Genomic DNA, 26,682 nt, shown 5'->3' with positions numbered 1-26,682 from the left:
TCCTGCTACGAATCCTGCTCCAGAATTAAAAGAGGTTGGCCGGCATTCACCTGCTGGCCCTGTGTGCGACACAGTGATTGCACTGTTCCGCTTTCCGGTGTGGTGATCTCAATTTCCATTTTCATGGATTCCAGCACGCACACCACCTGCCCGGTGCTGACCCGATCCCCGGCGTTGACTTTCCATTGCCACAGGTTGCCGGCAACATGACTGTCGATGGCGATGCAGCCCGGGGCCAGGGTCTGCTCCCCCGCGGACTGGTCCTGGCTAGCGGGTTCGGAATCAAAATGAAACTGACCGCTGTCGATCCAGTGCTGTAGTTCGGTTTCAAAGGCAGCATTGCGGCGGGTGGTGAACTGCTCGATGTCCGTTTGATGCTGTGCCAAAAACGCCTGGTACTGTTTCAAGCTGAAACTGGTTTCCTCAATCTTCAGCGGATAGTGTCCACGGGGAAACTGGTGTCGTATCGTTTTCAGTTCATCGGCGCTGACTTCATAAAATTTTATCTGGTCAAAGAAGCGCAGCAACCAGGGCTGTTCAAATTCCGGGGTTTTGCGATAGCGGTTCCACATTTGCAGGGTGCGGCCCACAAACTGATAGCCTCCCGGGCCTTCCATGCCGTACACGCACAGGTAAGAACCGCCGATGCCGACGGAATTTTCCGCAGTCCAGGTGCGGGCCGGGTTGTATTTGGTGGTGACCAGTCGGTGGCGGGGGTCCAGTGGTGTGGCCACCGGTGCACCCAGATACACATCGCCCAACCCCATCACCACATAGTGGGCATCAAACACAATGCGTTTGACGTCGGCTATGCTGTGCAAGCCGTTGATCCGGCGGATGAACTCGATATTGCTGGGGCACCAGGGGGCATCCTTGCGCACCGACTGCATGTATTTTTCGATGGCGATGCGGCAGGCCTCGTCATCCCAGCTCAAGGGTATATGAACAATGCGTGAGGGCACCGTCAGATCATCGTGGCGCTGCAGCTCCTGCTCAGCCGCCTTCAATATCGCAATCAGATCATCCAGCGGCAGTTGCAGACTGTCGTAATGAATCTGTAGTGAACGGATGCCGGGTGTCAGTTCTTTCAGTGCCGCCAATGCCGGGTTGCGGTGCTTGTTGTCCTGCAACCACAACATCAGGGTGTGCACCATAAAGCGCAATTCAATATCCAGTTTTTGCGGGCCGTATTCCACCAGCAGATATTTGTCGCCGGCGGGCCGGTATACCACCTGTACGCCGTTTTGCTCCGCGCTCAATGTGCTGTGAATGGGATCCAGCGTTGACAGAGGGGCCGCTTGCGGCACAAACGGGTCGGGCGTCAGGGTTCGCAGCTGTTGCCGTTGCGCCACTTCCATCGCTTTGGCGGTGTCCTGGCTGACCGGTACAAACTGAATCTTGTCGCCTGCCCGCAACTGGCCCAGTTTCCACAAATCGGCGGTCACCACCGTAGCCGGGCACACAAAGCCACCCAAAGAGGGGCCGTCGGGGCCCAGTATCACGGGCATATCACCGGTGAAATCCACCGTACCGATGGCATAGGCGTTGTCATGAATGTTGGAGGGGTGCATGCCGGCTTCGCCACCGCTGCTGCGCGCCCACTTGGGCTTAGGCCCGATCAAACGCACGCCGGTACGGCTGGAGTTGTAGTGCACCTCCCAGTTGGCGGCAAAAAAATTCTCGATATCATCACCGGTAAAGAAATCCGGGGCACCATGGGGGCCGTAGGTGACGTGCAGTTGCCACTGGGTTTGGATGCTGGGCCGCAGTGCCGCGGGTAAGGTGGGTGATGGCAACGTGCCGGTGGGGTTGCCGGCGGGTTGCAGCATATGCAGCACGTCGCCGCTGCGCAGGGCCCGTCCACTGAAACCGCCAAACTGGCCCAGGGTAAACGTGGCCCGCGAACCAAGGTACAGGTTGCCGTCCAGGCCCCCGCTGACCAACAGATAGGCGCGGGCACCGGCGCCGTGCACCTTACCCAGTTTCAATACCTGGCCTGGCTGTGCCTGTTGCACCTGCCAGCAGGTCACCGGCGCTTCATCCAGCTGAGCCTCCAGCGTCGCGCCGGTAATGATAAAGCGCACCGCCTGATTGAATTGCAGGGTGGGGCCGTTCACTGTGATCTCAAGGCCCGCGGCCTGTTCCGGATTCTGCAACAGGCGATTGCCCAGTCGGAAGGAGTAGTTGTCGAAGGGGCCGGACGGGGGCACACCCACATCCCAGTAACCACTGCGCCCGGGATAGTCCTGGATGGTGGTCAGGGTGCCGGGCAGGATGACGTCGATGGTGGCCGGGTGGTACGCCAGATCGTTGAGGTAGCGGGTATGAATGCGGCCTTGTTGAAACACCTCTGTCTGGAGAATGGTGTGAACATAGTCGATGTTGGTTTCAATGCCCTGAATGGTGCATTGCTGTAGCGTACTCTGCAGTGCCGCCAGCGCCTGTTGCCGTGTTTCGGCCCAGGTGATCACTTTCGCCAGCATGGGATCAAAGTAAGGCGACACCTCCAGACCGGCACTGATCCAGTGATCAATGCGCAGTTGCCTGCCATCAGCCTGGGGCAGTTCCACCGCCGAAAGCAGACCGGCACAGGGCTGGAAGTTGCGCTGTGGATTTTCGGCGTAAACGCGGGCCTGTATGGCGTGTCCCCGGGGTACCAAGTTGTCGGCCAGTGTCTCCAGGTCTGTCAGTTCGCCGGCCGCCAGTTGCACCATCCACTGCACCAGATCCACACCATAGATCTGTTCGGTTACACCGTGCTCCACCTGCAGTCGCGTATTGACCTCAAGAAAGTAAAACGTCTGTGCTGACTGATCGTAAATGAATTCCACGGTGCCGGCGTTGCGATAGTTCACCGCGCTTACCAGTCGTTTGGCCACGCTCTGCAAAGTGTGGCGCACCTCATCGCTCAAATTGGGGGCCGGGGTTTCTTCCAGGACTTTCTGGTTGCGGCGTTGGGCGGAACAATCCCGCTCACCCAGGGCCACGGCCTTACCCCGGCCATCACCAAATACCTGAACTTCAATATGACGGGCGTGCTCAATGTATTTTTCCAGGAACACACCATCGTTGCTGAAGTTATTGGCGCTCAGGCGTTTCACGCTGTCAAAGGCGCTTGTAAGCTGGCTGCGGTCATAACAGGTTTGCATGCCGATGCCGCCGCCACCGGCGGTACTCTTCAGCATTACGGGGTAACCAATGTCTTCGGCGGCGTCCAGCGCAGCCTGCAGCGTGGTCAGCAGATCCGTGCCCGGCAACAGGGGCACCTGGCTGTTGCGGGCCACTTCCCGGGCGGTGTGTTTCAAGCCGAACACCCGCATCTGTTCTGCTGTGGGGCCGATAAAGGCAATGCCACAGGCTTCGCAGCGTTCGACGAATTCCGGGTTTTCACTGAGAAAACCATAACCCGGGTGCACGGCGTCGATGGCGTGCTGCTGCATGATGGCAAACAGTTTGCCTTGGTTAAGGTAGGTGTCTTTGGCGTTGCCGCTTCCCAGGCTGAAGGCACTGTCAGCCTGCTGCACATGCAGCGAATCAGCATCCGCTTCGGCGTAAACCGCAACCGCGTGGATACCCATTGTTTGCAGCGTTCGTATCACCCTTACCGCAATGGCGCCTCGATTGGCAATCAGAACTTTCTTCAACATATCAGGTCAATGGCGGGTCGTCCCGCTGTGAGTAACTGAATCAGGCCGTCCTGATCAGTGGTCAGTCGGAGGGGTTGCGTTACTGATCCCAGACCAGTATTTCCACCGGAGTGGGGTTATAGCCATTGCACGGATTGTTAAGTTGAGGGCAGTTGGAAATCAACACAATCACGTCCATCTCGGCGCGCAATTCCACGTATTTTCCCGGCGCGGAAATACCATCTTCAAAGGTCAGGCCGCCTTCACTGGTGACCGGAACATTCATGAAGAAATTAATATTGTGGGTGATGTCCCGTTTGCTGAGCCCCAGTGCTTCATGTTCGGCAATGGCCAGCATCCAGCTGTCGCGACAGGCGTGCATGCAGCGCTTTTCCAGGTCATAGCGCACCGTATTGCTCTCGGTGGCACAGGCTCCGCCCAGGGTGTCGTGGCGGCCGCAGGTGTCGGCGACGATGGTCAACATGGTATTGCCCAGATTGGACAGTAATTCTGTGCCGGCTGTAAGATAAACATTGCCCTGCTCGCGAATGGTATCCATGGCACTGTAGCGCTCAGAGACATCGGCGGCATTATAAAACAGGGTGTCGGCGGCCTGGTTGCCTTCCAGATCCAGAATGCGAAAGATCTGTCCGGCCTCTACGATCTTGAGAAAATATTCCCCGGCCGGGACCACTTCACTGAAGACGGCAGTGGATGCTTGTAATGGGCTTTCCACGATCATGCTGTCAGCCTCCTAATGAAAAAAATGGTAGAGACGGTTGTTTGCAAAACCGCGCTGGTTTTCAGGGCGCAGGTTCTTGCAGAAGTCGTCGTCGCTGACCGGTGGCGCCGCCATCATTTCGCAATGCACCGGCCTGTAGGGGTAATCCGAAGCCGGATTCAATGGGTGCGGGCAAGTGTGCAGAATTACCAGCGTGTCCATTTCAAAACGCAGGGTGACCTGGGCACCGGCGCGGGCCGCGCTGCTGTCCAGGCTCAGGTTGCCGGCATCGTCCACCACCACTTTGCTGAACAGATTCAGGTTGGATGCCAGATCCTTACCATTGAGGCCGTACTTGGCCAATTCCACCAGAAAACTGTCATAGCCATTCTGGTGCCATTGGTTGCGGGCTGCCTGATAATCTTTTTCTCCCCACTTTTCGGCCACCATGGCTTTGTTGCTGTTGCCGCACACGGTGTCGTGCCAGCCGAAACTGTCTTCTACAATGGAGCAGAATATGCGCCCCATATCGGAATACAGACAGTTGCCCCGCGTCAGTTTGAAGGTGTGCTGACACTTCAGGGTGTCCGGTGCGTTGTATTTTTCCAGCAGGTCTTCCGGGTTGTAAAACATCATTCCCAGATTGGCACCACCCTCCACGTCGGTCAGGCGTAAGCTGGTACCGCGGCGCACCCGCAGCGACCAGTGGGCCGCAGCCGGTACCGTGTATTGATAAAGGATTTCCGTCATGGTGTTGCTCCATCCAGTTCAGGTTGAGATTGGTCGCTGTTTGATTGCTTCAGGGCGGCGGCCGTTGCCTGCACATCCTCTTCGATAATGTTACCGGCGTTGGGGTCCACCTCGCCGGCGGGCACGTCGTAGGTGATGCGGGCACCGAAGGCTCCCGGTGCTTGTGGGTCAAGGCGATCCTTATCGAATACCCACAGGCGGGTACCAAGGTAGAAACCCTCTTTCAGATCATGGGTGATCATGAAAATTGTGAGTTTGTAGCGCCGCCACAGATCCTGCACCAGCAGGTGCATGTCGGCACGAATGCCCGGGTCCAGTGCGCCGAAGGGTTCGTCCAGCAACAGGATGCGGGGTTTTTTAATCAGGGCCTGGGCGATGGCCAGACGTTGCTGCATGCCACCGGATAGCTCATGGGGGTATTTGTCCACCGCATGGCTGAGCCCCACCGCCTTGATCATGGCCATCGCCTCTTCTGTTGCCTGCTGTTTGGCTGTGCCGAACAAACGCGCCAACAGTTTACTTTTTTCAAACTCCTTGGCGGCCACCACATTCTGCAGTACGGTCATATGGGGGAACACAGAGTAGCGCTGGAACACAATGCCCCGCTCCGAATCCGGTTCATAACGCAGAGCTTCGCCCGCGACGGTAATCAAGCCCCGGGTTGGGGCCTCGGTGCCCAGCAGCATTTTCAAAAACGTGGTTTTACCGCACCCGGATGCGCCCACGATGGTAATGAACTCGCCTTCTTCCACCGTGTTGTTGATGCGTTCCAGCACCACCTGATCGCCGTATTCCTTCCACACATTATTAATGGTGATGTAGCTCATGATCACGCTCCTTCCGGGGTTTGTGAATGGAACCAGGGATACAGCCGTTTGGACAGCACGCGCAGCAGGTAATCGATGGCAAAGGCCAGTAGGGTGATCCACAGCACATAGGGCAGGATCACATCCATGGACAGGTAGCGGCGTACCAGAAAAATGCGATAACCCAGGCCGTCGGTGGCGGCGATGGCTTCGGCGGCGATCAGAAACAGCCAGGCCGACCCCAGGGACAAACGCACGCTGGCGATCAGCCTCGGCATGACCTGTGGCAGCACCACGCGCACAATGATCTGCCAGGTGTTGGCACCCAAGGTCTGGGCCTTAATGATTTGTTCAGCGGGAATCTCCAGTGCCCTTTGCTGCATGTCACGAATCAGAAACGGGGTAATGCCGATGGCAATCAGCACGATCTTGGACAGCTCACCCAGGCCAAACACAATGAACAGTACCGGCAGTATCGCCATGGGGGGCACCAGTGAGATGGCCGTCACCAGCGGCGAGAGGTTGGCCCGCACAAAGGGAATCACGCCGTTCATCACTCCGATGGTGAGCGCAATCAAGGCACTGATTCCCACACCGATGCCCAGCCGTTCCAGGCTGCTGGCGGTATCCTGCCAGAATACGTACTCGCCCGAGCGTTTACTGGGCTCAAACGCCATACGCTGCATGGCGTCAGTGAAGCTGCTGAACGCAGGCAATAGTTTATCGTTTGGATTTTCCGCCAGGCGGGCGTTGGAGGCCCCCACATAAAACAGCAGCAGAATCAGAAATGGAATAACGCCCAGTAACCAGCGAAACGGTTTGGTGGGATGTTGATTGATGAGCTTTTTCATACAGAACCCCCAGCACAGTCGGCTAACATGAGAGACAGCAATTGTCACAACAGCAGTGAAGTGCCCAGGTACCGATTCAACACCGGTACCTGGCGCTGGCTTTACAGTTTGCCGTCGGCCGCCATCTTCATGTAAGAGGGATCAAAGCGCAGTTTGATGTTGCTGTCACTGCCGAAAACGCCGGAGGGGGTTTCGATGCCGATAAAACCGGCATCAGGTGCACCTTCTCCCAACAGGCCGTGTTTGAAAGAAAACTCGGCCACATATTTCATGGTGGTTTTCAATTGCGCGCTGTTGGTAAAGGTGACGGCTTCGGCGGGGGTGTAAAACATTTTGGTGGAGGCCAGCTGAGCCTCGTAACCGGCAAGATCGGTGCCGGATGCTTTGCCCATGAATTCACGGGCGGCTTTGCCGGCGGCGCTGTCGGCACTCATGGTGCTCATGATTTCATACCAGGCACCGACCAGTGCCTTGCCAAAATCGGGGTTGGCCTTGAGGGTCTCGGTGTTGACCACCAACAGGTCAATGATCTCACCGGGAATTTTACCGGAGTCGAAAACCTTGGTGCTGTTGGGCATGGCTTCGATTTCGCTTAGCAGCGGGTTCCAGGTCACCACCGCAGTAACATCGTCAGTGGTGTAGGCTGCCACCATATCGGCATCGGAGGTGTTGATGACCTTCACATCTTTTTCTGTCATACCAACGGATTCCAGGCCACGGGCCAGCAGGTAGTGAGATACACTCAATTCCACCAGATTGACGGTTTGGCCCTTGATGTCTTTGAGGTCTTTTTTACCTTTGAGCACCACGCCATCATTGCCGTTGGAGAAATCACCGACGATCAGAGCAGTGGAATCCACGCCACCGGCGGCGGGAATGGTCAGCGCGTCCATGTTGGTCATGCTGCAGCCGTCGTATTGGCCTGCCGTGTATTGGTTGATGGATTCAACGTAATCGTTGATCTGTACCACTTCGATATCGATGTCGTATTTGTCGGCCCATTTTTTTACGATGCCTTTTTGCGCGCCGTAATCCCAGGGCATCCATCCAACGTAGATGGACCAGCAAATTTTAAAAGAGTCTTTAGCGTTGGCGAGGGGAGCAAAGCTCAGCAGAGCGGTGAGAAGACAGAGAACAGTGGTGATGCGCTTGGTCATGGTTAACCTCCTGAAGGTTACACGTTTTTAATACAGAGGAGTCAATGGCATCGTGGCCATGCTTGCCTCCCGGGCTTTTGTCCCGCCGTGTAACCTCTCCGCCGCCTGATGTTGCTGCTACGACAGTCTGAGGTCGACAGCTCTCGGACCAGTCACCAAATCATCAGTGCCCTGAAAATTTGATCGGAACCCTAGCTGTCCATTGTTAGTGCGCCAGATTGTAGTCAGAGCCAACAGCAAGATCAAGATGCCATTGATTCCTCTGATGTGGTCAACGATTATTTAGCAAGGGCTATGCCACGGGAGTTACGGGCAAAAAATGCCCTTAAACCGTTGTTTTATTGAACGATCGGTAATTGGCTCGCGCCCCATTGGGGCGGTGCAGGGGGTAATGTTTTCTTTTAGTGCGTAAACTGGGTGGTGCAATAGGCTTGGTTAACACAGGTGCAAACGATGTTATCTCATACTGATGCGCGCCCTGGTGCAGGCGTGGCACTGGCGTGGCTGGCCTGGGGGGCCGCGTTGTTGCCCTTCCTCACCACCCACATCAGCTTTCTGCTGGCGGCGGGTTTCGAGCAAGTGCCCTGGTGTGTTCCCTATTGGGACAGCTGTACTTCGATCAGCGCCACCGGCCGTGGGCAGCCGGCCAAATACGTGTTCAAACTGGGCATGATTCCGGCTGCGTTATTGACCGGCACCCTGTGGTGGGCATTGCAGCGTTGGTGCCGTCAGTTGGGAGTCGCAACCGGCAGGGCAATGCCGGTGGTTGGCGGTGTTGCGGCGCTGAGTCTGGTGCTTTACACCTTGGCCTTGGGGGAAGTGGGGGATGGCTTTCGGCTGTTGCGACGCATTGGCGTTGTCCTGGCGTTTGCGTTCACTTTTATTGCCCAGGTGATGTTTACCCGTTGTGTCCGGGAGCTTGCCCGGCGTGATGGTGATGCCCGCTGGCACAGGTTTTATGGCTGGATGATGCGCTTACTGGGCCTGTTGTTGGTGGTGGGTGTGGTGAGTGTGGTTCTGGATGCGCTTTTGGCCGACGATTACGACGCCATGGAAGATGCCTTTGAATGGTGGATGGCGCTGTTGCTGAATGCGTATTTTGTGTTGGTGGCGTTGCTGGTGCAACGGGCGCGGGTCTATCTTGATGTGGTATCGGCGGGTGGCCCGCGATAGCTATCAATGCGCTTTAACCAGCCCGGCAACCAGACCTCCTGTTCAATCGACCTGCCGGATAACCGGGCCCGCTGGGTTAGCACTGTCGCGGCGGCATCGGCAAAACGCTCGTGGGCGGAGTGCGCATTGCCGCCGTTCATGCGGATCAGCACCTGCTTTAGCCCCCAGCCCTCACCGGCATAGGCCTCGCTGGGGTTTAGCCCCTCACCCTTGAAATTGACATAATCAATCAGGCTGTACCAGCCCAGCCAGCTGTCGCACAGTTGGGTCAGTTTGCGCTGCAGGCCCGGGCGTTCGGCGCTCGGCACCTGTTGCATCAGATCCGGCAATGCCTGTTGCAGGCGCTGCAGCAGAAACGCAGTTTGGGCATCGGTATGCCGAGCCAGAAATGCCTGCAGCGCAAGCACGGGTTTGCTGTCGCGTTGTTGCAGAAACGTGGCACGATCAGGCCAGGGCGCTGTCAGGGGTTTCAGCTGATCCAACCAGCGGGGTAATGTCACCCGCTGTTGATTAAGGTGCTGCACCAGCAACGGAAAGCTTTCGGTGAAGCGGGGTTCAACACCCTCTGGATACCAGATGAAGTGGCCAATACCCAATGAAGGAAAATCCTCACCGGGGTTCCAGTCCACCAGGCACTGGGGCTGTCGATTGCACTCATTGCGATAGATCAGATCACCAATGCGGGTCAGTTCGCCGGGGGAAGGGGGGATTGCACAGGGGTGGTCAGCGCCGCTGGCGTTACCGCACAGCAGCAGGAGCGCGGCAATGAAAACAGTCGGTCTGGGCACTGCCGTGGCCGGGCTGATTACTGTGCTGTAGCCGCGCTGGCATTGCGCGCTTTCATCGCCTCCGGTACCCGCTTGGCAACGGTTTGCACGGTGTAATCCAGTGAGGCGCGCAGGGCGGTGAACAATTTCTTGCCGGGGGGGCTGTCGGCAAATTGCAGAAACTCTTCAATGGTTTCGTCACTGACGGTTTCCAGTGCCACTGTCTGTTGCAGCAGCAATTGCTCGGCGATCCTGTCCTGCATGGTGGTTTTAGTGGCATCAAAACTGGCGTGCACCTGCTGAAAGCTTTGTGTCTGGTTGGGAGCGATCATGGTGCCCAGGCCGGTCATAAAGGCAGCCTGCAGATTTACCATCATATCCAGGGCAATGTCGTTGGCGCGGGTGGATCTTGCCATGTGCTGGAGCAACTCAAGCCGTTGCGGTGGTACGTCGGCCTGTTGGGAGGCCAGCACTTCGCCCATTTTTTTCAGGGTCTCGGGTTTGGTGGCGTGCTGCTGCGCACCGATCAGGGCGCGGGCATTGTCACTGCGGTACCACTGCATGGCGTCCAACAGGGTGGGGACATCCAGGCGTTTCATTAAATCCTTGGCCAGGATGTCCAGCATTTCCTCAGGCTGGAACACCGAAACCAGTGATTTCATCAGTGGGTTGACAAAGGTGCTGGCGGGGTTGTTGGGGCTGTCGGCGGTTTTGTGCAGCGCCTCCGGAATCTGTTGGATGTGTTTATCCAGCCCGGTGGCGGAAATCAGTTGCTGAACCTGGTTCAGGTCAGGCTTGGCAGGTTGCGCAGCGGCCAGGTGAACGCTCAGCAGCAGCGTGATACAGGTCATAACAAAACGCATAATCGTTCCTTAGTTACCGTTTTTGGTGCCGGCCAGCACTTCTTTTTCCAGTGACCAGAGGCGATCCTGTCCCCACAGTACCAGGCTGCCGTATTTAAAGGCCGGTACGCCCCACAGGCCCAGTTTGCCCAGCTCTTCGTTGTTGCGTTCGGCCTGCTTGCGCCAACGGTCGGTGCCGAGGAAGGTCTCTGCTTCCGACCAGTCCAGCTCCGCCCGCTCCACTATTTTCCTTAAATGGCTTTTACGGGTCACGTCCAGGCCTTCCGACCAGATGCCACTCATGACCGACACCACATACTCTTTATCCAGCCCCTTTTGTTGGGCGAACTCGAAGAGTGCCATGGCATTGTAGATTCCGTCACCCAGTGGGTCACAAATTTTACCGAAAGGCATGTTGTACTTTTCCGCTTCCCGCTTGGCGTCGATAAGAATGTAGCGGCGTTTGGCTTTGGGCAGGGCGATGCCGCGGCTGACCATGGGCAGCACCGGTTTCGGAATCACCGGGATTTTGTACAGGTCTGCCAGTTTGAATACCCGATCCGCCGCCAGGTAAGAGTAGGGGCTGCGGAAGGAGAAATAGAAATCCAGGGTTTTGACCTGCTTGGGGCGGGGGCGCAGGGTATTGTAGCTTTGCAGCACATGCCGATACTGGCGTTGATAGTCGGCCAGATCCCCGGTGACCCGCCGCATGCCCGGTTTGTTCAGGCGATCCGCCAGGTGCGCCAGTCGGTCCAGGCCCCAGTACCATTCACCGCCGTAGTACAGCATGGCGGAGTTATAGTGGCCACGGGCCTGCAGCTCGGCGGTGGCCTGGCCCAGCAGAGCGCGGGCCTCACTGTCTTTCAGGCTGCCATAGCGTTTGGCGGCACTCTGGAAGGTGGTGGTGCTGCAGCCCCACAACGCGCTGGTCACCTCGGTGACCAGGTGCAGCAGCTTGGGCCGGTTTTGGTGTTTGAGCAAAATGGCAGACGCTTTGAGGGCATCCTCCTGGCTGGGCAGGCTGGCGTTGTCAGGAAACACCAGATCGTGCAGTTTGGCCAGGCGCTTGGCGTCCTGCAGCGCGTAGTTGGCCTGCAGTGACTGATGTGGGTTGGTTTCTGCCGGCAACTCCAGCACGAACCGGATTTCCAATTTGACTTTGAAGTCTTCCAGGAAGCGGGGCAGGGCTTGCAGCAACAGCAGTGAATAGGGATCGTTCACCCGATGGTAGAAGATAACCGTATTCAGCGACGGCAACAGGCGTCGTTTTACTTCAAACCAGCCCCGTCTCAGGTTACGGACGTTCGGGCTGGTTGCCATCTTCGCAAAAAATGGCATGAGCATTCTGCTTAAAGTCATGATGTTTTGACGTGTTCCCCCAGTCCGTATTCTGCGGCACTGTAATGTATAACGTTAACGCTCCGCTGTCAGACGCTTAACAAATACCTTTGAGTTCCGCTGGTAATTGTACAGGGATTGTTTGTGTTGTGGCAGTTCTGATATGGCGGCACTGCTGAACCCCCGTTCCATAAACCAGTGTGCGGTTCGGGTGGTGAGGACGAACAGGGTATGCAGGCCGAGCATGGCGGCGCGCTGCTCAATGGCTTTCAATAAGGTTTCACCCCGGTTGCCCTGGCGGTAATCCGGATGCACCACGACGCAGGCCAGTTCACCGCTGTGTTCTTCCGCAAACGGGTACAGGGCCGCGCAGGCAATGATTTTGTCATCCCGCTCAATCAGGGTGAAATGTTCAATTTCGTTTTCCAGTAATTCGCGGGAGCGTCTCACCAGTACGCCCTGCTGTTCCAGGGGCTCGATTAATTCCAGCAGGCTGGCCACATCATCCACACCGGCCAGGCGCACGTTCTCGTAGGTTTGCTGGGTGAGCAGAGTGCCGGTGCCGTCCAGGGTGAACAGTTCCTGCAATAAGGCGCCGTCGTTATTGTAGCTGATGATGTGGGCGCGATTGATGCCCTTGGTGACCGCATCGCGGGCACTGATCAAGGTATAGTGGGGTGCATGATGGGCGTTGATCAGGCCATTGGCTTCGGTGACGGTGAGTTCCCTCACCAGTTGGCCGTGGTCATCCAGAATCCCTGCCTCGCCATTGAAATAGATGATCTTGTCTGCCTTGAGGCTGGTGGCCGCCGCTTCGGCCACCTCTTCCCACAACAGGTTGAAGGCTTCACCGGTGGGGGAATAACCCAGGGGTGACAGCAGCACCAGATGGCCATCCTGCAGTTGCTGATGGATGGCATCCTGACGCACCCTGCGCACTTCGCCGCTGTGCTGATAGTCGATGCCGTTGTGCACCCCGTAGGGTTTGGCAACAACGTAGTTGCCACTGGAAACCACGCTGTGATCCGGGCTCAGGTGGGCGGCGGCCATGCATTGCACCAGTTGGCTCTGTACCTGGATGGCGGTGCGGCCGATGGCTTCCATGACCGCCGGCAGGCTGGCCAGGTCGGTAACGCGACGGTGGTGCTCAATCTGAATGGGGAGCAGGCTGTCCTGCAGGCGTTGATCAATCTGCGGTCGTGCCCCGTGAACCAACACCACGCGGATGCCCAGGCTGTGCAGCAAGACTACATCCTGAATCAATTGGGGAAAGCGCGGCGCTGCCACCGCCTCACCGGGAAACGCCACCACAAAGGTTTTGCCACGGTGGGCGTTGATATAGGGCACACTGTTGCGGAACCAGCCTACGTAGGCGCTGGTGGCGTCGGTACCGGGTGTGTTTCCCGCCTGTTCAGTTTGCATGCTGATGCTGCTAAGCCTCCGATTCGTCAGGGGTTATCTTATCCTTGCGTCGCCCCTGATCTCAATCATCCGTCAGTAATTTTGTATTGCCACCCACGGCTGCGGTGTTAACGGAGATGGTTTTTTCATTGGCCAGGCGCAACAGATAGTGGGGTCCGCCGGCTTTCGGGCCGGTGCCGGACAGGTCCTGGCCGCCAAAGGGCTGGGAGCCCACGGTGGCCCCGATCATATTGCGGTTGATGTAGACATTGCCCACCTGAGCCCGTTGGGCCACGGTTTCACAGAACTGATTGATGCGGCTGTGCACACCCAGAGTGAGGCCGAAGCCGGTGCGGTTGATCTGATCCAGCAGCTCATTGACTTTGTTGGCACTGAAAGCAATCACGTGCAGTACCGGGCCGAACACCTCTTCGTGAAGCTCGTTGATGTCTTCCAGTTCGATGATGGTGGGGGGCACGAAATAACCCTTCAGGTCGGGCAGTTTGCCTTCATAGAGAATGCGGTCCTGGGAGCGGAAGCGTTCGATGTGCAGCATCAGCTCAGCTTGGGAATGGCGGTCGATCACCGGCCCGATGTCGGTGTCCCATTGCAGTGGATCACCCAGCGTGATGGTATCCAGGTAACCGGTGAGGGTGGCCAGGGTTTTGTCTTTTACGTCTTGCTGGATGAACAAAACCCGCAGCGCCGAGCAGCGTTGCCCGGCACTGTCGAAGGCCGATTGCACAATATCCCGCACCACTTGCTCGGTAAGGGCGGAGCTGTCCACGATCATGGCGTTCTGGCCGCCGGTTTCCGCAATCAGGGGAATAATGGGGCCATCCCGTTCGGCAATGTGGCGGTGGATCTGCTTGGCGGCGGCGGTGGAGCCGGTGAACATCACCGCCCGCAGCGCCGATTCCTTAAGAATGGTGTCTTCCACCAGTTTGGCCGGTGCCAGCAGGCATTGGACCACCTCGGGGGGAAATCCCGCCCCGTGGAACAGTTCAATGGCACGCTTGGCAATCAGTGGCGTCAGGGTGGAGGGTTTGGCGATCACGGTATTGCCTGCCGCCAGGGCGGCCGCAACCTGGCCGGTAAAAATGGCCAGGGGAAAGTTCCAGGGGCTGATGCACAGAACCGGGCCTTTGCCTTCCAGCACCAGGGTGTTTTCCTCGCCGGTAATGCTGGGCAAGGGTGTGGGTTCAAACAGCTTGCGCGCCTGGTTGGCGTAGTAGCGCAGAAAATCCACCGCTTCCCGTACTTCACCCAGGGCGTTGCTCAGGGTCTTGCCGGCTTCCTGCATGGAGATCAGCATCAGTTCCGCGTAATGTTCCTCATACAGGCGGGCGGTGGCTTCCAGTAATGACGCCCGTTCCTCCACCTCCTCAAAACGCCAGTGGCTCCAGGCTTGCCGGCTGCGGTCAAAAGCGTGGTGGCAGTCCTGGCGCCCGGCCTTGCGATAATAACCAATCACCTCTTCGGGGTTGGCGGGGGACGGCACCGGGGTGTGCTCGCCTTCCTTAGCGGGCAGTTGCGGCGGTTGCCTGAGCAGTTCCTGCATGGATTTACTCAGGGTTTGCAGCGCTTTCAGGCTTTCCAGGTTAATGCCGTGGGAGTTTTTCCGCTCAGGCTGGAATACCCGGTGTGGCAGGGGAATGCGGGGGTTGCGCAGACGCTCCATGGCGCGGATGTTGGCGCTGGGCTCCTCGATCAGCCAGCTGCCGTCGCTTTGTGCCAGCTGTACCTGGCGCACAAAGGAGGTGTTGGCACCGTTTTCCAGCAGGCGGCGCACCAGGTAGGGAAGCAACTCCTGATAGCGGCCCACCGGTGCGTAGATGCGGCAGCGGGCGTCGTCGTAGCTTTCCAGCAGGTGGTCATATAGGCTTTCCCCCATGCCGTGTAAACGCTGGAATTCGTAGTGGGTGACGTTGTGTTGCCGGGCCAGCTCCAGAATACTGGATACGGTGTGCGCGTTGTGAGTGGCAAACTGGGGATAGAGAAAATGCCGGCCGCTGAGCAGCATTTGGGCGCAATACAGAAAGCTGAGGTCGGTGTGATCCTTTTGCGTGTAAACCGGGTATTCTTCCAGGCCCATCTGTTGGGCCTGCTTGATTTCGGTGTCCCAATAGGCGCCTTTCACCAGGCGCACCGGCACCTGACAGTGCTGGGTTTTACTCACATCCATCAGCCATTGAATCAGGGCCGGAGCCCGTTTTTGATAGGCTTGTACCGCCATGCCCAATTTACCCCAGTTGCGCAGGCGATTATGACCGATGGCGCGGGCAAACAACATCAGGCTGGATTCCAGACGCCAGGATTCCTCGGCGTCGATGGTGACGGCAATGTCTTTTTCCTGGGCCAGCAGCAGCAGGTCCATCAGGTGCGTGTGCAACTGATCCAGGTTTTTGCCCTGACGCAGTTCGAAACGGGGGTGCAGGGCCGATAGTTTGATGGAAATGCCGCCATGATCCTTGCGCGTTTCCAGCTTTTCACTTTGATGACTGATGGCATGCTCGTAGGCATCCATATAGCGTTCAACATCGGCGGCGCACATGGCTGCTTCACCCAGCATGTCGTAGGAATGGGTGTAGCCCTGTTCGGTTTCCTGCGCGCTGCGTTGCAGGGCTTCCTCAATGGTTTCGCCGGCCACAAACTGCTGGCCGATGACCATCATGGCCTGGCGAATGGCACCCAGCGCCAGGGGTTCCCCCAAGCGCCTGATCAGGCCCTTGAGGCTGTCGGACAGCCAGTTGCCGGGCAGTTGTTCCTTGGTAAAGAGCTTACCGGTAATGAGCAGGCCCCAGGTGGAGGCGTTGACCCAGCGGGCGTCACTGTGGCCAAGGTGTTCGGCCCAGTTGCCCTGTCGTAATCGATCCTGCAGAAAGCGCTCGGCGGTGTCCTGATCCGGAATCCGCAACAGGGCTTCCGCCAGGCACATAAGCGTGACCCCCTCTTTGTTATCGAGTCCGTACTCCTTGAGCAGGGTTTCCACGCGCACCCCGGGTTTGGCATTGCGAATCGCCACCAGAAATTCACTGGCCTGGGCTTTGATGCGGTCCCGGGAGGCGTTGTCCTGTGTGTAACCCATGAGCAGTTCCTGCACAGCGTCTTCCTCGTTGCGCAGATAATGGGTTAACAGGTTGTCCGGGAGTGGAAATTCCAATCCCATGGATGATGGGGCTTTACAGCGTGCCACGTGTGTTCCTGATGTCCAAAGCAATGTTCTATAAAGACATTTTGGCACAGGATGGGCCAGGGTGTGAGGAATTTACGGCTTTTGTTTGGGATCATTGCCCCAGGTGTCGGCGATACTCCCCCGGGGTTTCTCCGGTCCAGCGTTTGAAGGCTTTGGTAAACGGGCTTTGTTCTGAAAATCCCAGCAGAAAGGCCACATCCACCAGGGACATGTTGGGATCGTTCAAATAGTGGCGGGCCAGTTGCTCGCGGGTGTTATCCAGCAGTGTGCGAAAGCTGGTGCCGCTTTGTTCCAACTGATACTGCAGGGTCCGCGCCGGTACCTGCAGTTCGGCCGCCACCTGTTCCAACGAGCAGCGACCACTGCTGATCTGCTGGCTGATGATGTCCCTGATAGAAGCATGTAACTCATCGGGGCGCTGCAGATGTTCCAGTTGTTGAATCACCTGGGACACCAGGATGCGGTGGGCATCCGGGTCATGGTAGGTGATGGGCAGCTGCAGGTAATTGGCGGGGAATATCAGTTGGGTGATGGGCTGCCCGAAACAAACCGTGCCACCGAACAGCTGTCGGTAGGGTTCGATGTCTACCGGTGTTGCAAAGGTAAAATCCACATCAGCCACCAGATCCCTGCGCCCGGTATGGCGCCGGGCAAAGGCAACCCAACTGGCCAGAGACACCTGCATCAGAGCCGGGTGCAGATGTTCCAGGCGCGGTATCCATTGCAGGCAGACGTTGTCTCCCTGCATGATCAGTCTGCTGTCGTTGGCATCATCAATCAGGCGCTCATAGCGCACCAGCATGGCGGACACTTCCCCCAGGTTTTTGCAGGTCATGGCAGCGTAGGCAAATACGCCCCAGTGTTTGGGGATCAGCTCCTCGGCCAGGTGCAATGGCAGGCAGGGATCGGCGGAAACGGCAATGGCTTTGGCCAGCAACTCACCCCACAGCACCACTGAAATCCGCTCGTTGAGTGAGCCATCGTCCAATTGGTTGCGCAGTTGGGGTGTAAAGACCGCAGCCGTGTCCAGTTGATGGTTCTCCAGGTAATCCAGTAACGCCCTGACATAGCCGGTGCGAACGGTACCGGTGGCGGCATTTTGCATCCCGATTCCTTGTGTAGTGTTTTATTTTTATTCGTTTTTACTGAGTTACGCTTCACGCGTGGCCGCATATAACAAGATGTGGCCGCTAAGGAGTATAAATCATACCCCCTATTACAGCCTTTTTGTACAGTAAAAAAAGATTGCGCCATTGATCTATGGCGTCCGGTTTCCATCAATACGGCAGGTTTTATGTGCGTTAAGGTGGTGGGCTTATTCAGGAACAGAACTAAAACAATAAATAAATAAATAAATAAAATAAATAAGGAGTCAGCCTGTGTTTACCTTCATTGGTCGGATGCTTGTTGTGGGTTGGGGAATAGTATTGATTACCGGCTGTGGGGCCGGATCCTCCGGCGGAGGCGATGCCTCTGCCGGAGACAACGAACCCCGCACCCTGGTGCAATCGGAGTCAGGCGCGCTCAACGATACAGTGGAGAATTTGCCGGTTATTGAGGATGAGCAGGCCGCTGCGGTGGGCGGCAGCGCCTTGTATGACCGCCCCGCAGATTATCCCCGCGTGCACATCGCCCCCATGCGCTACATTCCCATCTCATCCGGCCAGCAGCTGGGGATGCGCCTGGCACTGCCTGCCGATGAGCAGGGCAACCCGTTGCCAGGTCCGTTCCCGGTGATTCTGGTGCAAAGCGGATACAACATTGGATTGATGTCATTCGCCGCGGCGCCTGGAGGTGTAATGCTGGGGATTCCCGATTCCTATCTGGTGCGCCGCGGTTACGCCATGGTGTCGGTGGATGTTATCGGGGGAGGGATTTCCCAGGGGGGGTGGGAGCTGTTCGGCACCAAGGAGCAGATCGGCTACGGCGACACGGTGGATTGGGTTAAGGCTCAACCCTGGTGTGATGGCAACATCGGCGTGGCCGGAGCATCGTATATGGGCATCACATCGCTGTTTACGGCACAGCAACGGCCGGACGACATCAAAGCCGTGTTTGCCAGTGTGCCCCTAGGGGACGCCAAGCGCGGCATCGTGGGTACCGGTGGCATGCTCAATGCCGTGTTCATGGGAGAGTGGATGACGTTGACCCATTTGACTTCAACCCAGAATATTCCCTTGATGTTGTTGCAGCCCGAGCTGATGACAGAGGTCATGAGTGCCACCCGGGAGCACATTGATCATATCGATAGTTACTATATTCCCCTGATTGAAAAAGCGGTGAATGGCGATCCGGAAATGGCTTACGACACGCCATTCTGGCGGCAACGATCACCGCTGGAAAACATGGACCGCATTCAGGCTCCCACCATCATCACCGGTGCCCTGAATGATTTGTTTCAGCGCGATGCGCCCCTGTTGTATGAGGCACTCAAGGATCAGGTGGACACCCGTTTGATGTTGTTTGACGGTGATCACCTGAGCAATTTTATGCAGGGCCTGCCCGGTACCGAAAAAACCAGCCCGTTATTGCATGTGATGCTGCAGTGGTTTGATCGTTATCTGAAAGACATGGCTTCCGGCACAGAATCGATTCCACCGGTGACCCAGTATGTAAAACATTTCAAACCCGGATTGTGGCAGGGCTTTATCACGGCACAGGATTGGCCCCATCCGGCCGCCGAACCCCAGCGCTGGTATCTGCACGGTGATGGCGGTTTGTCGCAGCAGGCACCCTTTATGGATGAGCCGGTGCGCGACATGGCGGCGGCACCGTTTGCGGATTACGACTATGGCAAAAGTGATGACGGTGGTTTTCTAAAACTGGATATTACCCCCAATGACGGTTCGGATTGCTCGCTCAGTTATGTGCAGTGGACCCTGGGGGTGGCGGGGCTCACGGATATCCGCTCCTGTTACTGGGATCACCGTGTACTGGAGGCGTCGGCGCTGAATTATGAGACTGCCCCCATGGCAGAGGATTATGTCATTGCCGGTCCACTGCAAGCGGATCTCTGGATCTCCAGTACGGCGGCGGATGCAGTGCTGTCGGTGCGCATTGGTGAGGTATTACCCAGTGGCCGCGTGGTGCCGATCACCAACGGTTTGCAATTGGTGTCTCTGCGCGCGGTGGATGAAAGCCGATCCCGCTATGTGTTCGGGGAGATGGTACAGCCTTATCATTTTCTTACTCAGGATAAGGAACAAATGCTGCAGCCCGATGAGGTGGTGAAAGTATCGGTGGAGATCTTTCCAACCAGCGTCATGATTCGTGAGGGGAGCAAGCTGCGTATTTCCATCAGCCCCAGCAATCAGGCCCAGGGGGTGCTCAATCTGGTACAGCGGGAGAATGTAAAAGGGGGGGTGACCACGCTGCATCACAGCGTGGATTATCCATCCAGCCTGGTATTGTTAAACGTGCCGATGTCGGTGTTGAGCGATTAAGTTTCAAGCCCTGTGATCCAGTGTTTGCTGGATTATCTTTGGCGGAGTGATGGCCTGTTGCCGGTCACTCCGCCTTTTTTTTCTGGTGCCTGATGTTGTTCGGCCCATGGCCGGCTCAGGATGAGGGTTCGACGTTGCCCTCGAAAGCCGCAGCTCCGGTTTGCGCCGGGTTGTCGCCAAACAGCTTCAGCAACAGAATCGGCAACAACACCAGATCCACCAGTAGCGCGCACACAATGGTGATGATGGTGATCAAACCCAGATCCTGGTTGGGAATAAAGTCAGACCACAGCAAGGCCGTGAAGGCAATGGCCATCATGGCGGTGGTGAGCAACATGGCCACGCCCACCGTGTCCATGGCGTACTGTACCGCCTGATAATTATTTAAATGCAGTTGCTCCCGGGCATATTTGTATTTCGCCAAAAAGTGGATGGTGTCATCCACCACGATGCCCAGGGTGATGGTGATTCCCACCGACATGCCGAATCCGATTTTGCCGCTGATCAGTGCCCAGATGCCGAAGGCCATGGCAGCCGGAAACAGATTGGGCACCATGCTGATCAGGCCCAGCTTCCAGGACCGGAACAGGGCAATGAGCAGCAGTGAGATCATAATCAGCGCCAGCACAAAGCCTTTCGACAGATTGTTCACGTTGCTGTATTGCATGTGGGCGAAGGCCAGGTTGGCGCTGCCGATGGTGGCTTGCCTGGTGTCGAATTGATGCTGGTCCAACCAGAGCTGAATGCGCTGCTCCAGATCAATCAGCTCCTTATCCGACAGTTGATCGTATACGGCGATGACCCGGCTTTCCGAACGGTCAAAGTTGATCAGATTACTGAGATCCTGGCCAAACGGCAGCGACATTTCGTACATCAGCAAATATTGCGACGCCAACTCACGGCTGTCGGGTACCCGATACCATTCGGCGCTGTCTTCGTGCAGGTTTTTATTCAGGGTTTTCATGACTTCCAGCAGCGATGTGGTAAAGCGCAGTTGCGGGTTTTCCTGCAGGTGTTGTTCCAGATCCTGCAGCAGGTTCAGGTACTGCGGGTCGTAAATGCCGCCGTTTTCCGTGGCCGGAATACTGATGTTGACCACCACGGAACCACTGATGCGCTCGATCATGAAATCCATGTTACGGCGCACCTCCAGATCCTCATCGAAGAATTCCACAAAATTATCATCCAGGCGGTTCATGGGGATGAGTGATGCCAGCGACACCATGATCAGCACAAAGCCAATGATGATTTTGTTGGCGTGGGGTTGATACCAGCGGATCAAGCCACCCATGTTGGGCATCCTGGTGACACCGCGGGCTTTACTCGGCAGATAGTAGATCAGCGCCGGCAGAAAGGTCAGCGAGGCCAGCATGGCGTACAGGATCCCCACTCCGGCGGCGGTGCCCATATGAGCAAAGGGCGGGGATTCGCTGAAGTTCAGGGCAAAGAAACTGATGGCGGTGGTGAGGCTGGTGAAAATAATGGGGCTGAAGTTTACCTCGATGCTTTTTTCCAGGGCGGCCTTTTTATCCAGGCCCCGGGCCAGGCCCTGGGCGTAGTTCACCATCAGGTGAATGCAATCCGCCATGGCGATGATGATAATGATCGACGGCGTGTTCACCAGAATGGGCGAGACTTTCACGCCGCTCCACAGCACGGCACCCATGCCGGCCATGATGGCCAACAGCGCCGTCACGATGCAGGCAAGATTTGCCACCAGATCCCGTAGGGTAAAGGTGAGAAACAGGAACACCAGCACCAGGGCAAAGGGGAAAATGGTGCGGCCGTCCTCCTGCACAATGGCCGGCAGAGAGGTTTCCACGGCGACCCCGCCCACCACCCGAAAATCAATGGCCGGATACTGCTGCTGCAACCGGTCGACGTATTGATGCACGGTGTCAATCACGTCCACCGCTGCCTGGCCGTTGTCCTCTTCGGGAATATTCAAAATCACAGACACCAGCGACAGGCCCCCGTCGCGTGTGACCAGATAATCTTTGACCCCGGTTTTGCCGGTGGCGTAGCGTTTGCGTTCCAGCAGGTCCTGTGGCGACAGGGCGTCCACATCGTCTACCAGGAAATCCACGGTCAATTCATCGCCATTTACCCGGGTGTAAAGGTGGTTGCTGAGGGATTCCACCCGCTGGGAGTGGGGTATGGACCAGCCGAATTCGGTCAGTTGCTGAATGGCCTTTAAGGTGTCCGGGGTAAACACATTGCCGCTGTGGGGTTCCACCAACACCATGACATTTTTGTCGCTGGTGTAGTCCTCCTCGATGCGGATCAGGTCATTGAGGTTTTTATCATCGGGTTTGAAGAAGTCTCTCTGGTTGGCTGAGAATTGCGCGTCCTTGGCCCCCATTCCCAATAGCAACGCCCCCAGAACCACCAGCGCCATGCTGGTGAAGCGATGATTCATTACCCATTTTGCCCATATTTTAGCCAACACGATGACTGCCCCCCCAACACCTTTTCTTGGTATATACCGTATATAAGCTGGGACATAATAATGTGAATGTCTTGGCGGTGACAGCGCAGGAACGGACAGAAAACTGTGAAATGATGCCACCCGGTTTGGGGGTGGCAGGGTGTGAGGGGGTGGCTTCAGTGGCTGGCGGCTTTGGTGGCGCGATCCATCTTATCCATCAATTGCATGCACAGGGCAGACAGCACAAAACCCATGTGCACAATCAGCAACCACATCAGTTTGTTCTCCGCGGTACCGCCTGCATCGGGGGTGTATTCCATATAGGCTTTCAGTAGATGAATGGCTGATATCGCCACAATCGATGCAGATAACTTCAATTTCAGCGAGCCTGAGTCCATTTTTCCCAGCCAGGAGAGTTTTTCGCCGCCTTCATCAATGTCGATTTTGGAGACGAAGTTCTCGTAACCGGAGAACATCACCATCACCACCAGGCTGCCCACCAGGGTCAGATCCACCAGGGTGAGGATTTTCAGGATCAGGGTCTGCTCCGGCATGGTGAGGATGACCGGAACGATGTGGGCCAGCTCCTGAAAGAACTTGAAGGCCAGCACCAGCAACAACAGGCTGAGCCCGAGATAGACCGGGGCCATGATCCAGCGGCTGGCGTAGAGGGTTTTTTCGATCAATGATTCCATGGGAAAACGTATCCTAGAGACCGGGAGATGGGGCAAAAGATACCGGATTTTTTGGGTGTGGTCACGATTCTGATAGAGGAATGATGCGGGAGGTTGGTTTGGATAAACGCTTGAGACTACAATTGTTTTAATAGACCAAACACGCTCGGACCCAGCAGGTGAGTATAGAGCGGTGGTGGAGGGCAGGGCATGCGTTAGCCTGAACTCCAGGATCGCCCTCTGATTCCACTGCGCTTCCAACCAATAAAGAGCAATCATTGTGACCAGTATTCATAAAGGCAAAGCCAGTTTCCTCCAGCCCAGTATTCGTATTGATGTGCGCTGGGCACTGGATGGATTGTTCGAGGACGGCCGTATCAGTGAGCGGGATATGAACTTTGTCTCCGGTCAGCGGCGGGAAAAGCAGGAGCTGAACTGGAATCCGCTGCAGTTCATCGCCAAGTTCAATCTGGACGATCAGCAATTTGAGCATCGCAAGCTGGACCTGGACAATCTGACGGAATGGCTGGCCAAGCGTGCCGACCAACCCCTGTACCATATCGATCCGCTGAAAGTGGATGTGGGGGCCACCACCGCCGTCATGTCGTTTCAGTTCGCCGAACGCCATGAGATTCTGGCGGTGGCGGTGGACGACGACACGGTGACCATCACCAGCGGCCAGCCTTTCCTGAATGAATGGGAGCAGGGGCTGGAGCAGACCTTAAAAGGCAAGCGCATCAGGCGGGTCATCACCAATCCCGCCGATATCCGCCGGTTCACCCTGGAATTCTATAATCTGGCCCGCTCGGTAAAAGGGGCTGCCGGTGGCAAGGGGCCGTCCAACGTCACCAACTTTGAGCAGCTGCTGCAGTTGGGCGAGCTGACCTCGCCGGATGCCAATGATCAGCACATCGTAAAAATCGTGGACTGGCTGCTGCAGTATGCGTTTGACCAGCGCGCCAGTGATATTCATCTGGAACCGCGCCGGGAGCACGGCAATATTCGTTTCCGTATTGATGGTGTATTGCACGATGTGTATGAACTGCCCGCCCCGGTGATGGCGGCGGTGACCAGCCGCATCAAGATACTGGGGCGCATGGATGTGGCGGAAAAGCGCCGCCCCCAGGATGGCCGCCTGAAAACCAAAAGCACCGAAGGGGATGAAGTGGAGTTGCGTTTATCCACGCTGCCCACGGCATTTGGCGAAAAAATGGTGATGCGGATCTTCGATCCGGAGGTGCTGGTGCGCTCGTCGGCGCAGATGGGGCTGGCGGATGACGATTATGAGCGCTGGAACAACATGGTGACCCAGCCCAATGGCATCGTGCTGGTGACCGGCCCCACCGGTTCCGGTAAAACCACTACCCTGTATTCCACCCTCAAGCAGCTGGCCACCCGTGAGGTGAACGTTTGTACCATTGAAGACCCCATCGAGATGGTGGAACCCTCGTTCAACCAAATGCAGGTGATGGACAATGTGGACCTGACCTTTGCCGACGGTGTTAAAGCCCTGCTGCGTCAGGATCCGGACATCATCATGGTGGGGGAAATCCGTAATCTGGAAACCGCCAATATGGCGATTCAGGCAGCGTTGACCGGACACCTGGTGATATCCACCCTGCACACCAACGATGCCCCTTCCGCCATTGTGCGGTTGACGGATCTGGGGGTGCCTTCCTATATGATTTCGGCCACGTTGCTGGGGGTCATGGCCCAGCGTTTGGTGCGTACCCTGTGCCCGCACTGCAAACGGGATACCTATGTGGATCCGGATGTCTGGCATAACCTGATCCACCCCTGGAAAGGCAAGCAGCCGGAGAAGATCAAATCGCCGGTGGGTTGTCTGGAGTGCCGGAAAACCGGTTATCTGGGGCGGGTGGGCATCTACGAGGTGATGCCGCTGTCCCAGGAGCTGAAGGACATGATCAGCCACGACGCCGAACTCAATGAATTGCGCAAGCAGGCCATGAAGGAAGGCATGCGCACCCTACGTTTGAGTGGTGCACAAAAAGTGGCCGCAGGGCTTACTACGCCGGAAGAAGTGTTGCGGGTGGCACCGGTTGTGGGGGGCGCCTAGCCGGCTTTGTTATATCGGTTTTCCTAAAGCGTGAAACCGTTGCTAGAATGGGGGCTCCCTTTACTGCAGACTTCTCGTCAGGAAGATGAATGTGCTGAGGGAGCCATGGGTCGGCTCAGCAGTCTGATATAAGAATAAGAAGAGTATAAAATGAGCACCCTGCTGTCGGCGTTTTCACCAGTACGCAATTTCAGGCAACTGTTTATCCGGCCAAGCTCCAACTTTCCGGTGTTGGATGGTTTCCGTGCCCTGTCCATGCTGATGATCATGGTCTTCCATACCTTCAGTATTTACTCTCTGTACCATCCCGATGTGGAATTGATCAATATGGTGGAGGCCAGTACCTGGTCCGCCTGGATCTGGAATGCCGACAAGAGCGTCGACATCTTTTTCGTGATCAGTGGTTTCCTGATTACCGGCATCCTGTTGCGGCAGATTGATCGTGAACAGACCATTCACTTTGGCAACTTCTATTTTCGGCGTTTTTTGCGTTTGAGCCCTGCCTACTGGCTGGTAATAGGGCTGTACCTGCTGATGGGGTTGTCCACTGCGGACCCGGAAGCCCGTGCCCAGTTGAAATTGGAAAGCCTGTGGGCCAACCTGCTGTATGTGAACAACTTTATTCCCTATCAGGATCAGGCCATGAACTGGACCTGGACCCTGGCCATTGAAGAACAGTTCTATCTGGTGTATCCCCTGATTCTGTTGTTGCTGGTTAAGTACACCCGGCAGCCGTTAACCGGCTTGTGGGTGCTGATGGGGCTTTCCTTTTTGATCCGGTTTCTGGTCATCGTGAGCGATGAACGCATTCGCACCATGTCCGGCAGTGACCTGGCCCTGGATGAGGAATTCCATGCCCATCACTTTTCCGTGCTGTATGACAATTTGTATACCCGCTTCGGGGCCTTGCTGTGTGGCTGTATTGCCGCGTTCTATTACTTTCATCATGAACCCGGCCTGCGCCGGTTTCTGAACTCCTTTTGGGGCAAAGTGCTGGAGTTTGCCAGTTTTGGCATCATCATTCTGTTCTTATGGTTGCCGGTGCTGAGCCGGGAGATGAACGATCATCCTGCCTTTACCGTACTCTATCAGACCTTCAGCCGTAATCTGTTCAGCGGCGCGGTGGCTTATCTGGCGCTGGTGTGCCTGGAGAAAAGCTATCTCAGCCGGGTGTTGAACCTGATCTTCTCCAATCGGTTCTGGTACCCCCTGGCGCAGCTTTCCTACTCCATGTACCTGCTGCATATCTTCCCGATCCTGGTGTTGGTGCAATTGGGTGTCAATGCCATGCAGCAGTATCCGGAGCGCTACGATTACACCCACTGGGAAGCCATGAGCCTGATCTGTCTCTACGCCACCGGGCTTACCATTTTAGGATCCGTTGTCATTTACCTTATTATTGAACGCCCGATCATGAACCTGAGGAAGTAGT

At 56.5% G+C, this 26,682-nt stretch carries 18 protein-coding genes and 1 riboswitch; of the genes, 4 read left to right on the top strand and 14 right to left on the bottom strand.

Annotated elements, in window-relative coordinates:
- Positions 1-5: 5 nt before the first annotated feature.
- From uca to D9N13_RS00440, 6 genes are all read right to left on the bottom strand, one after another.
- Positions 6-3,647: an urea carboxylase gene (gene uca / locus D9N13_RS00465; RefSeq protein WP_290584592.1), complete on the bottom strand. Its 3,642-nt coding sequence runs from the start codon at positions 3,645-3,647 to the stop codon at positions 6-8.
- 79 nt (positions 3,648-3,726) lie between these two features.
- On the bottom strand, positions 3,727-4,368 hold the full coding sequence (locus tag D9N13_RS00460) for an urea amidolyase associated protein UAAP2 (RefSeq protein WP_290584590.1): 642 nt from the start codon (positions 4,366-4,368) through the stop codon (positions 3,727-3,729).
- 12 nt (positions 4,369-4,380) lie between these two features.
- Positions 4,381-5,097 carry an urea amidolyase associated protein UAAP1 gene (locus D9N13_RS00455; protein WP_290584588.1) on the bottom strand — a complete coding sequence of 239 codons (717 nt, stop codon included), beginning with the start codon at positions 5,095-5,097 and terminating at the stop codon, positions 4,381-4,383.
- Positions 5,094-5,924: an ABC transporter ATP-binding protein gene (locus D9N13_RS00450; protein WP_290584586.1), complete on the bottom strand. Its 831-nt coding sequence runs from the start codon at positions 5,922-5,924 to the stop codon at positions 5,094-5,096. Before D9N13_RS00450 ends, D9N13_RS00455 begins: the two co-directional genes overlap by 4 nt.
- 2 nt (positions 5,925-5,926) lie before the next feature.
- Positions 5,927-6,754 (bottom strand): ABC transporter permease, encoded by an 828-nt coding sequence (locus D9N13_RS00445; protein WP_290584584.1) that lies wholly within the window; start codon positions 6,752-6,754, stop codon positions 5,927-5,929.
- Positions 6,755-6,855: 101 nt separating this feature from the next.
- Positions 6,856-7,911, bottom strand: a complete 1,056-nt coding sequence (locus tag D9N13_RS00440; RefSeq protein WP_290584581.1) for a putative urea ABC transporter substrate-binding protein — start codon at positions 7,909-7,911, stop codon at positions 6,856-6,858.
- Between the two features lie 64 nt (positions 7,912-7,975).
- A riboswitch (guanidine-I (ykkC/yxkD leader) is annotated at positions 7,976-8,117 on the bottom strand.
- A gap of 247 nt (positions 8,118-8,364) precedes the next feature.
- Between D9N13_RS00440 and D9N13_RS00435 the strand changes: the two genes are divergently transcribed.
- A complete protein-coding gene (locus tag D9N13_RS00435; RefSeq protein WP_290584579.1) occupies positions 8,365-9,084 on the top strand; it encodes a hypothetical protein in 720 nt (239 codons plus the stop codon).
- On the opposite strand, the gene D9N13_RS00430 is transcribed toward D9N13_RS00435, so the two are convergent.
- From D9N13_RS00430 to D9N13_RS00405, 6 genes are all read right to left on the bottom strand, one after another.
- Positions 9,048-9,872: a hypothetical protein gene (locus D9N13_RS00430; protein ID WP_290584577.1), complete on the bottom strand. Its 825-nt coding sequence runs from the start codon at positions 9,870-9,872 to the stop codon at positions 9,048-9,050. The two genes, D9N13_RS00435 and D9N13_RS00430, sit on opposite strands and share 37 nt — an antisense overlap.
- A gap of 17 nt (positions 9,873-9,889) precedes the next feature.
- Complete coding sequence (locus D9N13_RS00425) at positions 9,890-10,714, bottom strand: hypothetical protein (protein ID WP_290584575.1); 825 nt, start codon at positions 10,712-10,714, stop codon at positions 9,890-9,892.
- A 9-nt stretch (positions 10,715-10,723) separates the two neighbouring features.
- Positions 10,724-12,031: a DsbA family protein gene (locus tag D9N13_RS00420; protein WP_290584573.1), complete on the bottom strand. Its 1,308-nt coding sequence runs from the start codon at positions 12,029-12,031 to the stop codon at positions 10,724-10,726.
- Between the two features lie 75 nt (positions 12,032-12,106).
- Entirely contained in the window at positions 12,107-13,453 is a 1,347-nt protein-coding gene (gene argA / locus D9N13_RS00415; RefSeq protein WP_290584571.1) for an amino-acid N-acetyltransferase, read from the bottom strand.
- A gap of 61 nt (positions 13,454-13,514) precedes the next feature.
- Positions 13,515-16,628 (bottom strand): bifunctional proline dehydrogenase/L-glutamate gamma-semialdehyde dehydrogenase PutA, encoded by a 3,114-nt coding sequence (putA, locus tag D9N13_RS00410; RefSeq protein WP_290584569.1) that lies wholly within the window; start codon positions 16,626-16,628, stop codon positions 13,515-13,517.
- Between the two features lie 91 nt (positions 16,629-16,719).
- On the bottom strand, positions 16,720-17,733 hold the full coding sequence (locus D9N13_RS00405; protein ID WP_290584567.1) for an AraC family transcriptional regulator: 1,014 nt from the start codon (positions 17,731-17,733) through the stop codon (positions 16,720-16,722).
- Between the two features lie 304 nt (positions 17,734-18,037).
- Between D9N13_RS00405 and D9N13_RS00400 the strand changes: the two genes are divergently transcribed.
- Positions 18,038-20,071: a CocE/NonD family hydrolase gene (locus D9N13_RS00400; protein WP_290584565.1), complete on the top strand. Its 2,034-nt coding sequence runs from the start codon at positions 18,038-18,040 to the stop codon at positions 20,069-20,071.
- Positions 20,072-20,186: 115 nt separating this feature from the next.
- Here D9N13_RS00400 and D9N13_RS00395 read toward each other — a convergent pair whose 3' ends face one another.
- Together D9N13_RS00395 and D9N13_RS00390 are read right to left on the bottom strand one after the other, a co-directional pair.
- On the bottom strand, positions 20,187-22,490 hold the full coding sequence (locus D9N13_RS00395; protein ID WP_290584563.1) for an efflux RND transporter permease subunit: 2,304 nt from the start codon (positions 22,488-22,490) through the stop codon (positions 20,187-20,189).
- A gap of 185 nt (positions 22,491-22,675) precedes the next feature.
- Positions 22,676-23,194, bottom strand: coding sequence for a TIGR00645 family protein (locus D9N13_RS00390; RefSeq protein WP_290584561.1), 519 nt, complete (start codon positions 23,192-23,194; stop codon positions 22,676-22,678).
- A 259-nt stretch (positions 23,195-23,453) separates the two neighbouring features.
- Between D9N13_RS00390 and D9N13_RS00385 the strand changes: the two genes are divergently transcribed.
- A complete protein-coding gene (locus D9N13_RS00385; RefSeq protein ID WP_290584559.1) occupies positions 23,454-25,250 on the top strand; it encodes a GspE/PulE family protein in 1,797 nt (598 codons plus the stop codon).
- Positions 25,251-25,400: 150 nt separating this feature from the next.
- Complete coding sequence (locus D9N13_RS00380) at positions 25,401-26,681, top strand: acyltransferase family protein (RefSeq protein ID WP_290584557.1); 1,281 nt, start codon at positions 25,401-25,403, stop codon at positions 26,679-26,681.
- The last annotated feature ends 1 nt before the right edge of the window (position 26,682 follow it).

This window comes from Ketobacter sp. GenoA1 (assembly GCF_003671475.1).
Taxonomy (GTDB): Bacteria; Pseudomonadota; Gammaproteobacteria; order Pseudomonadales; family Ketobacteraceae; genus Ketobacter.
The sequence above is the reverse complement of the archived record's forward strand: the minus strand, read 5'-3'. Positions and strand labels throughout refer to the sequence as shown.